The 14756-nt window shown below is 58.6% G+C and carries 15 protein-coding genes; 9 read left to right on the forward strand and 6 right to left on the reverse strand.

All coding sequences use genetic code 11. The features are described from left to right. Positions 1-275: 275 nt before the first annotated feature. Positions 276-1661: a homospermidine synthase gene (locus RBB49_RS22885; RefSeq protein WP_306145353.1), complete on the forward strand. Its 1386-nt coding sequence runs from the start codon at positions 276-278 to the stop codon at positions 1659-1661. Between the two features lie 818 nt (positions 1662-2479). Next, positions 2480-2785 (forward strand): hypothetical protein, encoded by a 306-nt coding sequence (locus tag RBB49_RS22890; protein ID WP_306145224.1) that lies wholly within the window; start codon positions 2480-2482, stop codon positions 2783-2785. 152 nt (positions 2786-2937) lie between these two features. Here RBB49_RS22890 and RBB49_RS22895 read toward each other — a convergent pair whose 3' ends face one another. Next, complete coding sequence (locus RBB49_RS22895) at positions 2938-3330, reverse strand: DM13 domain-containing protein (RefSeq protein ID WP_306145225.1); 393 nt, start codon at positions 3328-3330, stop codon at positions 2938-2940. A gap of 390 nt (positions 3331-3720) precedes the next feature. Between RBB49_RS22895 and RBB49_RS22900 the strand changes: the two genes are divergently transcribed. Next, positions 3721-4062, forward strand: coding sequence for a hypothetical protein (locus RBB49_RS22900; RefSeq protein ID WP_306145226.1), 342 nt, complete (start codon positions 3721-3723; stop codon positions 4060-4062). Positions 4063-4171: 109 nt separating this feature from the next. Next, complete coding sequence (locus RBB49_RS22905) at positions 4172-4435, forward strand: phosphopantetheine-binding protein (protein ID WP_306145227.1); 264 nt, start codon at positions 4172-4174, stop codon at positions 4433-4435. Between the two features lie 41 nt (positions 4436-4476). Here the strand turns inward: RBB49_RS22905 and RBB49_RS28420 are convergent, their stop codons facing one another. Beyond that, entirely contained in the window at positions 4477-5487 is a 1011-nt protein-coding gene (locus tag RBB49_RS28420; RefSeq protein WP_369293658.1) for an adenylate/guanylate cyclase domain-containing protein, read from the reverse strand. Between RBB49_RS28420 and RBB49_RS28425 the strand changes: the two genes are divergently transcribed. Further along, positions 5383-5685 carry a hypothetical protein gene (locus tag RBB49_RS28425; RefSeq protein WP_369293659.1) on the forward strand — a complete coding sequence of 101 codons (303 nt, stop codon included), beginning with the start codon at positions 5383-5385 and terminating at the stop codon, positions 5683-5685. The genes RBB49_RS28420 and RBB49_RS28425 overlap by 105 nt on opposite strands. A 780-nt stretch (positions 5686-6465) precedes the next feature. On the opposite strand, the gene RBB49_RS22915 is transcribed toward RBB49_RS28425, so the two are convergent. Next, positions 6466-8049, reverse strand: a complete 1584-nt coding sequence (locus RBB49_RS22915) for a SulP family inorganic anion transporter (protein WP_306145229.1) — start codon at positions 8047-8049, stop codon at positions 6466-6468. Between the two features lie 269 nt (positions 8050-8318). Between RBB49_RS22915 and RBB49_RS22920 the strand changes: the two genes are divergently transcribed. Both RBB49_RS22920 and RBB49_RS22925 read left to right on the forward strand, forming a co-directional pair. Then, entirely contained in the window at positions 8319-9497 is a 1179-nt protein-coding gene (locus RBB49_RS22920) for an aminotransferase (RefSeq protein WP_306145230.1), read from the forward strand. Between the two features lie 35 nt (positions 9498-9532). Continuing rightward, positions 9533-10561 (forward strand): asparaginase, encoded by a 1029-nt coding sequence (locus RBB49_RS22925; RefSeq protein WP_306145231.1) that lies wholly within the window; start codon positions 9533-9535, stop codon positions 10559-10561. 18 nt (positions 10562-10579) lie between these two features. On the opposite strand, the gene RBB49_RS22930 is transcribed toward RBB49_RS22925, so the two are convergent. Further along, positions 10580-11023 (reverse strand): GNAT family N-acetyltransferase, encoded by a 444-nt coding sequence (locus RBB49_RS22930; protein WP_306145232.1) that lies wholly within the window; start codon positions 11021-11023, stop codon positions 10580-10582. 19 nt (positions 11024-11042) lie between these two features. Between RBB49_RS22930 and RBB49_RS22935 the strand changes: the two genes are divergently transcribed. Further along, positions 11043-11849 (forward strand): dimethylarginine dimethylaminohydrolase family protein, encoded by an 807-nt coding sequence (locus RBB49_RS22935; RefSeq protein ID WP_306145233.1) that lies wholly within the window; start codon positions 11043-11045, stop codon positions 11847-11849. A 3-nt stretch (positions 11850-11852) separates the two neighbouring features. On the opposite strand, the gene RBB49_RS22940 is transcribed toward RBB49_RS22935, so the two are convergent. Both RBB49_RS22940 and RBB49_RS22945 read right to left on the reverse strand, forming a co-directional pair. Next, on the reverse strand, positions 11853-13223 hold the full coding sequence (locus tag RBB49_RS22940) for a TIGR03808 family TAT-translocated repetitive protein (protein ID WP_306145234.1): 1371 nt from the start codon (positions 13221-13223) through the stop codon (positions 11853-11855). A gap of 197 nt (positions 13224-13420) precedes the next feature. Then, a complete protein-coding gene (locus RBB49_RS22945; protein WP_306145235.1) occupies positions 13421-13894 on the reverse strand; it encodes a YHS domain-containing (seleno)protein in 474 nt (157 codons plus the stop codon). 221 nt (positions 13895-14115) lie between these two features. On the opposite strand from RBB49_RS22945, the gene RBB49_RS22950 reads away from it, so the two are divergent. Beyond that, positions 14116-14718, forward strand: coding sequence for a TetR/AcrR family transcriptional regulator (locus tag RBB49_RS22950; RefSeq protein WP_306145236.1), 603 nt, complete (start codon positions 14116-14118; stop codon positions 14716-14718). Positions 14719-14756 lie beyond the last annotated feature (38 nt).

Here is a 14756-nt window from a genome sequence, read left to right on the forward strand (position 1 = left end):
CCAAGGCCGCGCCGAAGAGTGCAGCGGCGAAACCGACAGCTACCAAGGCCGCGCCGAAGAGTGCAGCGGCGAAACCGGCAGCGACCAAGGCCACGCCAAAAAGTGCTGCGGCGAAACCGGCTGCAGCCAAAGTTGCAGCCAAGAAGCCAGCACCAAAGACTGCAGCTTCAAAGCCCGCAGCGGTTCGCAAGGCGCCCGCGAAAAAGGCAGCGCCGAAAGCCTCAGCCGTTTCCAGTCCTTACCCGGTTCACGGCACCATTACCGGCCCGCTGGTGATGATCGGCCTCGGATCGATCGGCAAGGGGACATTGCCGCTGATCGAGCGCCATTTCAATTTCGACAAATCGCGTTTCACGGTGATCGATCCGGTTGATACCGATGCCGGGCTCGTGACCGGAAAGGGCTACAAGTTTCAGAAAGTGGCGCTTACACCGGACAACTACAAAGACATCCTGACGCCGCTTTTGACAGAGGGCGAGGGGCAGGGCTTTGTCGTCAATCTCTCCGTCGATACGTCCTCGCTCGACCTGATGAAGCTCTGCCGGAAGCTCGGCGTGCTTTACATCGATACCGTTGTTGAACCCTGGCTGGGCTTCTACTTCGATGAAAACGCACCGGCTGCCGATCGCACGAACTACGCGCTGCGGGAAACCGTGCGCAAGGAAAAGAAGAAGAAGCCCGGCGGTACAACGGCGGTTTCCTGCTGCGGCGCCAATCCCGGCATGGTGTCCTGGTTTGTGAAAAAGGCGCTCGTCGATGTTGCGACCGAGACCGGCGTAAAGTTCAAGGAGCCCAAGGATCGCAAGGGCTGGGCGAAGCTTATGAAGAAGGCCGGCGTCAAGGGTATTCACATTGCCGAACGGGACACCCAGCGCGCCAAGGAGGCAAAACCGCCGAACACGTTCTGGAACACCTGGTCCGTGGAAGGGTTTTTGTCCGAAGGCTTCCAGCCTTCGGAACTCGGCTGGGGAACGCATGAGAAATGGAAGCCCGCAAACGCCAAGAGCCACAAGAAAGGCTGCAACGCGGCGATCTATCTTGAACAGCCGGGCGCGAACACGCGGGTCCGGACCTGGTGTCCGACACCCGGTGCGCAATTCGGGTTCCTTGTGACCCATAACGAAGCCATCTCCATTGCCGACTATTTCACTTTGGAAGACGGCAAGAAGGTCAACTACCGTCCGACTTGCCACTATGCCTACCACCCGGCAAACGATGCCGTTCTGTCTCTTCATGAGTTGTTCGGGGCAGCCGGAAAGGTGCAGGACAAGCTGCATGTCCTGGAAGAAAACGAGATCCGCGACGGGATCGACGAACTCGGTGTTCTGCTCTACGGCCATAAGAAGAACGCCTACTGGTACGGGTCCCAGTTGTCGGTCGAAGAAACGCGCAAGCTGGCACCCTACCAGAATGCCACCGGCCTGCAGGTGACGTCGGCCGTTATTGCCGGAATGGTCTGGGCACTTGAAAACCCGGAAGCGGGCATCGTGGAAACCGACGAGATGGACTACAAGCGCTGCCTTGAAATCCAGATGCCGTATCTCGGACCGGTCATGGGCTACTACACCGACTGGACCCCGCTTGAGGGGCGCCCGGGATTTTTCCCGGAAGATATCGACAAGAAGGACCCCTGGCAGTTCAAGAACATACTGGTGCGGTGATCGCGTCTTAAAACTCTGAGCGGTCCCGGACCTGATCCGGGACCAACCTACCCAAACAAGCTCTGGCGGAACGCCGGGGCTTGTTTAGGTTTTGCCCAAGTTATGGTGACGGTCGATGTTGAGTAAGAGATGTATTTTGGGAGGCTCTGTACGCCTCCCATTGAGTGTTCGGTTAAGCGGAAAGTTGAAATTCCTGCGTGCCGATATTCTCGGTTTTTGAAGCATGAATTGAGGAAGAATTTTGTTGTCTTACAAGAATATTATTCCGATTTGGTGGAGTATTGCTTGGCGCTATTGTGTTGTCTGGTTTCTGTTGGCGATTGTTTTTGAAGGTGCATATCTTTATTCATGGGCACCTTGGGAAATAAGTAGATTGCAAGATTTAGCGGACTCTTTGGACTGGTATCGTGAAAACTGGCTGTTGTTTTCGATGGGTAGTTCGACTTTGCAGTTATCGCTTGAGATTGTGCTATCCATTTGGGCCGTCAGGGCGGGTATAAACAAACACAAGTTGCTCAGAACGGAAAGCGTCGCAGTCTCTTGACGTGCGGGACCTCACAAGCTGCGCTTGCTTCGGAACCGCTGGTCGTTTTTGTCTTGGATGGTCTGGTCGGCAATAAGGAACCCTGGCAGTTCAGGAACATCCTCGTGAGGTAAACCGGAGCTTTCAACAACGTCTCTTGCCTCAATGCGAATTGAGGCCCGATTTTTTTCAACCGGTTGAGTGTCCGCCGCGTGCATGCTGAACTACCGCTTGCCCGCAGATGGACAATCAGGGGCATAAGGGCAGCTTCGGATGCGAAGAAAGGAGCCGGGTCATGGAGTTTTTGCTTGGAGTCGCTGGCGTGGCCGTCGGGGCGGCAATCCAGTTCTGGTTCAATCTTCTTCTGGAAAAACACAAGACAAAGGCGCAAAAGGAACTCGATGACAAACGCAAGGCTTTGCTGAGGAAGGCGCTTGAGAACATGCCTCCCGGCAAGGAATGGCGGAAGCTGACGACGCTTTGCGGGATAATCGGTGCCGAACCCAACGAGACGACTCGATTGCTGATCGAGCTTGGCGCACGCGGGTCCGAAGGGGAGGAAGAAGTTTGGGCGCTTCTGTCAGACAAACCACTCGATTGAACTTAGTGTGAAGGCTCTCCCAGCGTGGGCGACAATCGGAAAACCGATGCAGAATTGGCCGACCCGGACCAATAGAAGAGCTTTGCATCATTGTTCAATGCAGACGTTTCAGCCCCGGCGCAAGGCCGGGGCGGCCCAATGTGCAGATGGCGTCAGTTGCCGAGCTTGGCGACGCCGAGCGGGACGTTGAACTTTCGGCACCAGATGTAGACCTCGTTGTAGTCGGAGGCCTTGATGCCGTTTCCGAGCCGGTAGCTCTGTTTGCCGGTAAGCTTTTTCAGAGCGCCGAGATCCGCCTTCGGATCGTATTTTCCGTTCTTGCCGAGACCGACCCGCGGATCGGGCGCGCCGTCGAGGCTGAAATTGCTCTGGAGGACAACACTGTTGCTGCTGAGCTCGGTCTTTCCCGTCGTTACATGGTTGCTGCGGCCGGAGAAATTGCCGCTGCGCTTGGAGCTGCCTGCAAGGGCGGGCAGAGACGCCGATGCCAGTGTGGTGGTGGCCAGGCCTGCGGTGAGGGCGAGGAATTGTCTGCGGTTCGTCATCTTCTTTGTCCTGGTGTGCTGGAGATATCCGAGCGTCTCGTTGAAACAAGGGTCCAAACTGGGGCCGTGTGCCCGCAGGCCTAAGATCGTGTCACGATCATTGGTTTGAAACGCACATTCCACTCCGGAAATCTCACAAGACAGGGAGATACGAGTTACCGGCAAAATGGTGCAGCGTGTTTGCGCGAGCCTCGAATAAGGACGCCGGCTTTCCACGATGAATATTAAATCTCTTTCATGCTGCTGGTTTGGCCTGACATGCCTTCCTACCTAAGCGCGAGCGGCACTGGCAGCGTCCGAGCGACAGGCGTCAGCTCCTCCCCGGGACGTCCTGTTGCAGCGGAATGCCGCGAACAAACACTCTTTTCGAAACCAGGCGGGTTTATCGTCATGACCATCTATCTTGATCTCGGCTTGCTCCTTGCAGCCCTGACCGCGTTCTTCTTCAGCGTACTCGGCTACTTTCTGATTTCCCGGTTTTTTCAGGCGAAACGGCGTCGCGGCATCCTTGCCGGCGATGGTGCCGCCTTTCTTGCGGCGGGCGGTCTGTTCATTGCGTTCACGGCCAGTTTCATCGAAATCTTCGAGTTCGCGTTCCGGCTTCCCTATCCGGCCATGATCGACCTCGGGATCGGACTGACGGCTGTCTTCCTGGCGTCGGCCACCGCCCATCTTCTGGCAAAAAGATTGTCGAAAGCGCCAAACACGAATTGCGTGACTGTGTCGCGGTAAGCGATCTCTCCGAGATTTTACCGATCCGGCGATTGCCCCATTGCAACCTCAATGCTATTTTTGCGTGTCCCATTTTAATGTATTCGCAAAAATATTCATTAGGGTTTAAATGTCTGATATTACAGAGAAAGTTAAGGCGGTGATCGCTAGGGATCTCAAGCTCGCCGATTGGGTGATTACATCCGACACAACGTTAAGCAAGCTCGGTGCTGACAGTCTCGATGCCATAGGGCTGATCATGGCGATCGAACGCGAACTCGGTTGCTGTCTGCCCCAGCACGCTTTTTGCGGAATAGAGAACAAGGATGGCGAATGGACCTTCGGGGCGTTTGCCGGCGCGATCGAAAAATCGGTTGGTTTGGTGCGGACCTGATCAGCTCCGTGCAGCGGCGAAGTCCCGATGCGGCGGGCGGTTCAGTCCGGCATCAGCCGTACAACGTCGATCGGTTCGCTCTTGCCCTTGACCATTTGCGGTCCGATCGGGAGTTGACGGATTTCCGAGCTCAGATTGCGCGCAATCTGACCTGAGGCCAGAATGATGACGTCTGCCTCCGCGTCGATTTCCTTGCCGAGGTTTTCCAGGCGCGCAGCGGCGTTCACCGTGTCGCCGATGACGGTGTAGTTCACCCGTCCGGGTGCGCCGATGTCACCGACAATGAGCGGTCCCATGTGGAGGCCGATCCGGATGCGCACCGGAGGCTCGTTTCGCCGCGCCCGTTCCAGGTTGTCAGCGCGGATTGCGACTGCCATGGCCAGGGCCGCGCGTGCAGCCGGGTCCGCCGGATTGTCAAGGTGCTCAGGTGCGCCCCAGAACGCCATGACGCTGTCGCCGACATACTTGTCGATGGTGCCATCCAATCTGGTGATTTCCGCTCCAAGCAGTGACAGATGATGGTTGACGAAGGCAGCGGTTTCGCTCGCAGACATGCCTTCCGACACCGTCGTGAAACCGGCGATATCGGTAAAGAGAACGGCAACCTCCCTTTCCTCGGGCAAGACGTCCGCGCGGCCTTCGCTCAAAAGCTTCTGCACCAGTGTACGCGGGACATAACGGTTGAACGCCTTCAGTCCACCGACCATGGAATTGAACCCGGTCGACAGGTCATCAAGCTCCCGGATAATCGAGGAGGGGAGTGGCTCGACACTCTCGAGGTTCAAATCGGCAACGTCCGTGGCCGCAGCGGCGGCCCTGCGAATGGGTTTGGCGATCCTGCGGGCGAGCATGATTGCCCCGAGCAATGAGCACACAAGCAGCACGAGACCGACGACAATGGCGACGAGAAGCTGCTGAAGCGGTTGATCGAGATATTCGGCGGGGAAGTGGATACCGATGCGCGCCGGCAAACCTTTCAGGTTGTCGTTCTCGTGCTCGATGATGATGAAGCGCTTGTCGCCATTGTTGTCAAAACCTGCACGCAACTCCATTCCATCCGGAATGTTGTAGTCCTTGTTTTCCACGATCTGCAGGCTGGAGAAATCCGACAGGAAGAAATCGGAAATCTGGCTGACATGCAGCAGCGGGGCCTCCGGACTCAGTTCCTCGAAATGGTCTTCGAGCATGGGATGCGCGACGACTTCTTCCGACTTTTCCTTCATCAGGAACACGGTGATGTCGTCGGTTGATATCGACCAGGTGATGTCCGAGATCCGCTCCAGCGACATGCCGATCAGGAAACTCCCCCGATAGGCGCCTCCGGAGTGGAACGGGTGTGTGTAGATGAAATAGGTGTGTTTCCGGGTCGGCATGTAGAGCGGTTCGCTCCAGAAGGGATCCTTTCTGTTCGCGGCTTCCATCAGGATCGGTGTAAGGCTGGGGATGTCGGCGGCAAGGTCAACATCGCCGCCAAGAATTTCGCCGTCAGCGTCGCCGCGATCGACGTCGACACCCTTTCCCGTGTTGTCGACCATGATCATGAACGAAACGCGGTCCTGCGGGGCGAGCGCACCGTAGATGTATCCGACCAGATGCTCCGGATCGTCAAACGACAACTCGCCGTTTGCCCAGCTTGCGCGGGTATAGTTCGCCGTTTCGGTCACGGCGTGCAGTTGCTCGATGAACGCGGCTTCGGAGGTGTCCATGCCCAGATCCACCAGGCTGCCTCCAAGTTGCCGGATAACACGCTCGGACGTCAGCGCCTGAATGATCAGGATCGCGGCAGCCGTGATCACCACGAATGTCCCGATAACGGTCGCCAGGGTAGGCGTTATGAAGAGCTTGTTGCGAAACAGCACAGTGATTTCCCGCTAAACACGCAAGTGTTTTGCAGAATTAATAGCGCATATTCGTGCTCGTTGTTGCCCGCAGGCGTGTTTTGCGGGCGTTTTGTTGGCCGGGCCACAGAAAAGGCTCCGGAAGCTGTCGCTTGCGGAGCCTCTTGATTTGTTTTCGAATGGCGAAAAACGTCAGGCGGGCTTCGACGGTTCCTCGAACGTCTGGCCATAATCGACAGCGATTTCGTAGTCCGGGTCTTCGAGGACCGACACTTCGACGAGATTGCCCGCCTTGGCGAGAAGCTTCGTGCAGTCGGGAGACAGGTGGCGCAGGTGCAAGCGCTTGCCGGCCGCCTCGTATTTCGATGCCAGCGCATCGATCGCCTCAAGCCCGGAATGGTCGACAACGCGGCTGTCCATGAAGTCGACGACGACATCGTCCGGATCGCTCTGCGGGTTGAAGAGATCAACGAAACCGGTTGTTGATCCGAAGAAAAGCGGGCCTGTCAGGCGATAGACCTTCCAGCCCTCCTTGCTCGTGCCGATGCGCGCGCTGATGCGGCTGGCCGCATTCCAGGCGTAGGCCAGTGCGGAAATGATCACGCCGACAACAACCGCGACCGCTAGGTCGGCATAGACGGTGACGGCCGTGACGATGACCATCACCAGGGCGTCCGTCAGGGGGATCTTGTGGACGATCTTCAGGCTGGCCCAGGCGAAGGTGCCGATAACGACCATGAACATCACACCGACCAGAGCTGCGACCGGGATCTGCTCGATGAGCGGTGAGGCAATGACGATGAAGGACAGCAGGAACAGGGCCGCCGCGATGCCGGAAATTCGGGTTCGCGCACCGGACTTCACGTTGATCATCGATTGGCCGATCATTGCACAGCCGCCCATGCCGCCGAAGAAACCGGTGACGATGTTGGCCGAGCCCTGGGCCAGGCATTCCTTGGACGCGCCACCCTTGGTGTTGGTCAGGTCGGCAACAAGGTTGAGCGTGAGAAGCGACTCGATCAATCCGATCGCGGCAAGGATCACCGCATACGGGAGAATGATCTGCAGCGTTTCGAGCGTCAGCGGGACCATTGGAATATGGAATTCGGGCAGTCCGCCGGCGATCGAGGCAAGGTCGCCAACCGAGCGCGTATCAAGGTTGAAACCGAGCACGAGGCCCGAAACAACCAGAATGCCGGCGAGCGGTGCCGGAAACGCGGTCGTGATCTTGGGCAGCAACCAGATCACCGCCATGGTCAGAGCGACGAGACCGAGCATCATAACGAGCTGGGAGCCTCCCATCCATGTCAGGCCGCCAGCGCCGTCGGGAACCTTGAACTGTCCGAGCTGGGCAAGAAAGATCACGATCGCGAGGCCATTGACGAAGCCGAGCATGACCGGATGCGGAACCATGCGGATGAATTTACCCCATCTGAGAACGCCGACACCAATCTGGAGGATGCCCATCAGGACAACGGTCGCGAACAGATATTCGACGCCGTGCTGGGCAACCAGCGAGACCATGACCACGGCAAGTGCGCCGGTCGCGCCCGAGATCATGCCCGGACGCCCGCCGATGCAGGCCGTGATCAGGCCTACAAAGAACGCCGCATAAAGGCCGACGAGCGGATTGACGCCTGCGACGAATGCAAAGGCAACCGCTTCCGGTACCAGGGCCAGCGCAACCGTCAAGCCAGCGAGTAATTCGGTCTTGATGCGGGAGGCATCCAGTTTGGTCGATTGTACAGGCGCAACGGCCCCGGCGCGTGCTGTCAAGACGGGCTCCAGTCTGTTTTATTCGGTGAGACGGTCGCCCAGCCGCACTGGGACACAATTACTGACCTAAATCAATTTAGAGCCCTTCTAATCGATTTGTTGCAATGCAGCAAGGGCGGCGATGAATGGCAGCCATGCAGGAAACGGCAGATGAGGTGCATTTTTGCGGCAAAATCGGGCAAATGACATCCAGCTCGAGGCGACACGAAATTGCTCGACTGTCGCCCGATGGAAGACTAGAACCGTGCGAAACAAGGTCTGGAGACGTTATGAAATCGACCAATCCGGTGTTCACCGGTATCGAAACAACCATCTTTGAAACCATGTCCCGGCTCGCGATGGCCCACAACGCCGTCAATCTGGGGCAGGGGTTTCCGGATGTCGACGGACCGCAGGACATCCGTGAAGAGGCCGCCAGGTCACTCGTTGAAGGACCGAACCAGTATCCGCCGATGCTGGGCCTGCCGGAACTGCGCGAAGCCGTTGCCGAGGCCAACAGCCGTTTTTACGGATTGGACATCGACCCGAAGAGCGAAGTGATCGTAACGTCTGGCGCTACGGAAGCGCTTGCCGATTGCATCATGGCGCTGGTGTCTCCAGGTGATGAAGTGGTTCTGATCGAACCGCTGTATGACTGTTATCTGCCGATGGTCCGGCGCGCGGGCGGAATACCCGTTCGGGTCCGGGTCAGTCCGCCGTCATGGTCGCTTGATGAACAAGCGCTTCGCTCCGCGTTTTCGGACAAGACAAAAGCAATTCTCATCAACAACCCGATGAACCCGACAGCCAAGGTGTTTTACGAGGCCGAACTGCAGCTCATCTGCGATCTCTGCAAGGAGCACGATGCCTTCGCAATCTGCGATGAGGTCTATGAACACCTTGTCTTTGACGGCGCCGTGCATCGGCCGCTCATGACGTTTGAGGGCATGCGGGAGCGAACGGTCCGGATCGGGTCCGCCGGCAAGACTTTTTCGCTGACCGGCTGGAAGGTCGGGTATATCACCGGACCGGCCGAACTGCTCGACCCGATCGGCAAGGCACATCAGTGGGTGACCTTCACGACACCACCGAACCTCCAGCGCGCAGTCGCCTACGGCTTGCGCAAGGACGACAGCTATTATCGGGACCTGGCCCTCGATCTATCGCGAAAGCGCGACCGGATGGCGAAGGGGCTTGAAGAGATTGGTTTTAGCGTTCTGCCCTGCGAGGCGACCTATTTTCTGACCTGCGGCTTCGGAAAGCTCGGGCTGGGATCCCAGGACGTCGAGGTTTGCCAGAGGCTTGTAACGGAAGCGGGGGTTGCCGCTGTGCCGGTGTCCGCATTTTACGCAGGCAACGCACCGACCGGGTTCGTCCGGTTCTGCTTCTGCAAACAGGACTGGGTCATCGACGAGGCGCTGACACGTCTGTCGGCGTTTTTGTCAGCAGCCCGCAGCGAATCCGCTTAGCCTTGAACAATCAGTAGATCAGCATGAGAAATTCCATGGAAAACCCGGTCCTTGTGGATGTTACGCGCGGCAGCCTCACCGAGAGCGTTCATCGCGGCACAGTCGCGATTGCCGATGCTCGCGGGAAACTCGTCCTCGGGATCGGTGATGTTGCGGCCCGGGTCTACCCGCGATCGGCCATCAAGGCGCTTCAGGCGCTGCCGCTGGTGGAATCAGGGGCGGCGGAAGCGCTCGACCTGACCGACGCAGAGTTGTCGCTGGCATGCGCATCGCATAACGGCGAAGAAGTCCATGCCAATGCGGCCCGGGTCATGCTTTTGAAGGCGGGACTGACCGAAGACGATCTGGAATGCGGTCCGCAATGGCCGCAGCGCATGGAAGATGCGGCAAAGCTCATCCTGGAGGACGAAGTTCCCTGCGGGCTTCACAACAATTGTTCTGGCAAACATGCCGGATTCCTCGGACTTGCCAGGATCATGGGGGTCGAGACGCAGGGCTACATCAATGCCTCACACCCCGTGCAGCGCGAGGTTCGCCTTGCTGTGGAGCAGATGACCGGGGAGAGTGTAACGGAAGATGTCTGCGGCGTGGATGGCTGTTCCATCCCCACTTACGCTTCGCCTTTGAAAAGCTTCGCGAAGGCCTTTGCCGCGTTCGGGACCGGTGACGGCCTGGAACCCTTGCGCGCGGATGCAGCGCGGCAGATCTACGACGCCTGCATCAACGAGCCCTACATGGTGGCCGGGGACGGGCGTTTCTGCACCAAGGTCATGGAAGGTTTCAGGGGGCGGGTCTTCGTCAAGACCGGAGCCGAGGGCGTTTTTTGCGCGTCCATTCCCGAACTCGGCTTTGGCGTTGCACTCAAATGCGACGATGGAGCGACCCGTGCAGCGGAGGTCATGATGGCGACGGTTCTGGAGGCATTGCTGGATCTCAATGAAGATGAGGCCGTGCTGCTGGACGGCCTGGTCAATCCACCGGTCCTGACACGGCGCGGTGCCCAGGCCGGGCATATCAAGCCCAGAACCGAATTCCTGGATGAGCTGAAGGCGGCGCTTCCTTGAAGCACAAGGACTCAAAAGCTAAAGCTTCTTTTTCATAAAGACCTTGTGACTGTTTCTTGATGTTTCACTCCAGCCAAGATGTTGGTAGAGGGCGACGTTTTCAGGAATGCCGACATGCGTTGCCAGCGCAATCTCCGTTGCGCCGGCATGACGGGCATGGGTTTCGGCAGCCTGCATCAGGGATCTGCCAATGCCCTGACCCTTGAAACCGGGGTCGACGGCAATATTGACCAGATGCGCACCTGGCCCATCGATGCCCAAAACAGCGCAGCCGGCAATTCCACCACTCACTTCGGCAATGAGAACAGTCCGCTTATCGATTTCCTGTTCTAGTCCGCCGGAGACATCGGGGAGATCGGGCAGCCGTATTTTTAAACGTGCATAGGCGCGATCAATGCACTGTTTAAGCTGCGGAACGTCGGCTAAATTCGCCTTTCTGACAACTGTTTCAGGTCCACTCATTCATCACCGGAGTATTTTCATGGCGCATCGGCCGGGGCTGTCCTATCGCTTTACGCATGCCATCACGCGCACGCCATCCGACAGCGTTTCAAACGGGATCCGCGCAATCGACAGCGGCGATCCGGATGCTGACAGGTTCCGCGAGGAACATGGCCTTTATGTCAAGGCGCTTCAAGAGGCCGGGCTGAGGGTCGATGTGCTGCCCGCCCTGGAAGAGTATCCGGACAGCTGTTTTGTCGAGGACCCGGCTTTCTGCCTTCCGGAAGGGGCGATCCGGTTGCGTCCGGGCACGGCAAGCCGCGAAGGCGAGGGAGCAGCCATCAGGCCGGCACTCGAAAACCGGTTCGGCACGGTGGTCGACTTGCCCGGCAGCGGGTGCGTGGATGGCGGCGATGTCCTGATGCTGGACGACATCATTCTGATCGGTCTGTCTGCCCGCACCGACCGTGAAGGCGCCGGGGCCTTCGCGCATCTTCTGACGGACTGGGGATACTCGGCGAAGGTGTGCGAGACGCCTGAGGGCGTGCTGCATTTCAAGACCGCGTGTTCGACACTTGGCGACGACGTCATTCTGGCGACGAGGGTGATGGCGGAGAGCGGCTTCTTCGGGAACCGGAAAACGGTGGTCGTGGCCGATGGCGAGGACTATGCGGCCAACGTGATCCGCGTGAACGATGTCGTTCTCGTGCCCGAAGGCTATCCGCAAACACGTGCGGCGATCGAGGCTGCCGGTTTCAAAACCGTTCTGCTGCCGACCCATGAGGCGCGTAGGATCGACGGCGGGCTTTCCTGTCTTTCGCTGCGTTTTGCCTTGGCAGAAAGCTGATCGTCAGGCGCTGACCTGGTTGCCCGTTACCGTGAGATTGGCGTAACGGGAGACATTGTTGAGCTCGCCGGTGGCGGGCTCCAGCCAGCGGTAACCCTTGATGGCACCGAGTTTCGAGCCCTGCACGATGTTGTTGGTAATGGCGGCAGGACCGGCTCCGTCGACCACCGTCACGGCAATCCCGGTGCCGCAATCGCGCAGGATGTTCTGCGAGGCGGCGATGTTGCGCATATAGGGGCCCCAGCCGAGCAGCATACCGAAACGGGGTGCGCCCTCGATGACGTTGCCGGTCAGGGTCGTATCGGCTTCCGCTGCAATGCCGATGCCGAAGCCGGAGACTTCCGGCGGGTAAGGGCCTTCTTCGGATATGTTGCGGATGAGGTTGCCAGAGCAGACGGAGAGCCGGCCGCCATCCATGAAATTGGCGATCGAGATGCCGGTGGTGCCGCCATCGACAATGTTGTTGGCAATGATTGCGCCCTGGAAATTGAACTCCGAATAGATCGCGCATTCCCCGGATCTGAGGCAGGAATTGCCCTGGATCTGCACGTTCGACCCCGTGTTGGAGCGGATCGCCGAAAAGGCGCAGTCGGTGATGCGGTTGTTTGAAATCAGCACGCCGCCGGCACGAAACACGTTGATGCCGTTGCCGAACTGCCCGGTGCCGCCGTAGCGCGCGCCGATCCGTTCGATCCGGTTACCGGAGACAATGGTTCCGTCTTCGCCCTCGCGCCAGCGATGGATCCAGATGCCGCCATTGGCACAATCGGTCACGGTGTTCCCGGTGATCGCGAGGCCATCGGCCTCGTTGGAGCGGATGCCGGCCTCTGCAGCGCCGTAAATGCGCGAGTTTTCAACACGGCCGGAACATCTGTCGAGGACGAGGCCCATTTTCGACGACCCGGCGATGTCGCAATTGTCGATGGCAAGGTTCCTGACACCGACGAAATGCAGGAGGCCTTCGGTGAAGTCGCCGATCGACCGGTTCGCACCGTCGAAAGTGAGCCCCTGCAGGCCAATGTTGCTGACGCCCTCGGCCCGGATGAGTTGACCGCCGCCGCCCTGGTAAACGAGACGGGTTCTGCCCGGGACACCGACGATCAGCGTTCCGGAGGGAAGTCTGAGATTGGCTACGGGATAGGTTCCTGCCGGAAGAAACAGGGCCCTGCCGCGTTCAACAGCGCGATTGACCGCATTCTGAAATTGCGCTGTCTGATCGTTGGATGCGTTTGGAACGAGGCCGAGATCGGCAGAATCGATCGATCCGCGCAGATCGGCGATATTCATCTGTGCCGCGGCGGCTGTCCCGGAAAGGCACAGGGCTGTCCCGGCAAGAAACATCCTGCGGCTCGGATTTGAAAGATCGCGTTTCATTTGCACTGCTACCTGCTGAAAGCGTCCCGTGATGGGATGCGGATCGGGGTTTCATCCGGTAATCAGCAAGGGCCGTGCCGTCACGGGCGATTTTCCGTGAAAGCAGGCGTTTCTGCGAGTTTGCGGGTGGCAGTCAAAAAAACCGGCCGGAAAATTTCCGGCCGGTCTTGATCGATCTGTGAGGGGCAGAAGACCGATCAGAGTTCGCTCGGGTCGGTGTTTTCGATGTTCGTCCAGTTGTCGTCAGCGGACTTGACGAAACCCGGGATGTCCTTGTTCCAGCGCTCCTGGATGCTCTGGGACAGGTTCAGGTAGAGCTTGCCGTCGACGATCTTCCAGAGGTCGGGATCACCATCGACCTTGACGCCCATTGCCGTGCCGAATGCGCAGAAACCGCCATAAGCCGGGAGATATTTTTCCGGGTTCTGTTTGAAGAGGTCGCGATTTTCCTCGGAAACGAACCGGTAGGTCGCGCCGTTGTGGACTTCGGTGATGGAGAAGTCACCATCCTGCGGAGCGCCATTGGTGAAGTAGGAGACGGGGTCGACACCGCGCAGGGCGAGGCCGGTCACGGTTGCGTTCACATCAAAGCCGGCGGCAAAGGCGCTGGAGACAAGACCGGAGACAACAACGAGCGCAGCGACGGAGCCGCGGATCAGGTTCTTAAGCATATCAAAACTCCCAGGGGTCAGCCCGAAACAGGCATTGAATTTGGACCGGCATGACGCGTTTGCTCTGAAGGGACTTTTTCGGTACCATTCGGTTCCTAATAAGGCAGAGTTGCCCAACGCCGTGCCGGTGACCTGAACATAAGGTTTGGAACCAATCGGTACAAAACACAAGCGTGTGAAGTTCCGGTGAGCTGTTCGTGACTGCCGGGCGAGGAAGACAAATGGCAAGACCGCGTGAATTTGATCCCGACGAAGCCATGGACAAGGCGATGGGCCTTTTCTGGGATGTCGGATACGAGGAAGCCTCGCTGACAGAGCTGCTCGCGGCCATGGAGATCACCAAGGGATCTTTCTACAAGGCCTTTCAGGACAAGCAATCGATCTATCTGGCGTCACTCGACCGGTATAACGACAAGGTCATCAGCGGGACGGTGGCCTATCTCGGGAATCCGGCAGAGGGCTCCGGGCGTGCGCGTATCCTGGGTCTCTTCGCCAAGGTGGCGCAGGCGGTGGAACTGGACGGCGATCGGCTCGGCTGTTTCCTCTGCAATGCGTTGATCGACAAGGCAGCGGAAGGCGGCGAAGCCGAAGGAAAGCTGCAGGCCATGGTCCACCGCCTGGAAAGTGCGTTCTACAAGGCGCTTCAGGACGACGGACAGCTAAACGCAAGAGATGCCCGCGAGACGGCACGGGGGGTCCTGTCCGCCTATTTCGGTCTCAGGGTGCTGGGCCGTTCCGGCCTTTCCAAAGAGATGGCCGCGGATTGCATCCGGCAGGTGGAATGGTTGCTTGCGCGGGGTGGCCGCGCGGGTCAGACGGCTTAGACGGCACGGCGCTCGCGGCCGATCCTTCGAGACAGGCC

This window comes from Roseibium sp. MMSF_3412, assembly GCF_030733265.1.
Classification (GTDB): Bacteria; Pseudomonadota; Alphaproteobacteria; order Rhizobiales; family Stappiaceae; genus Roseibium.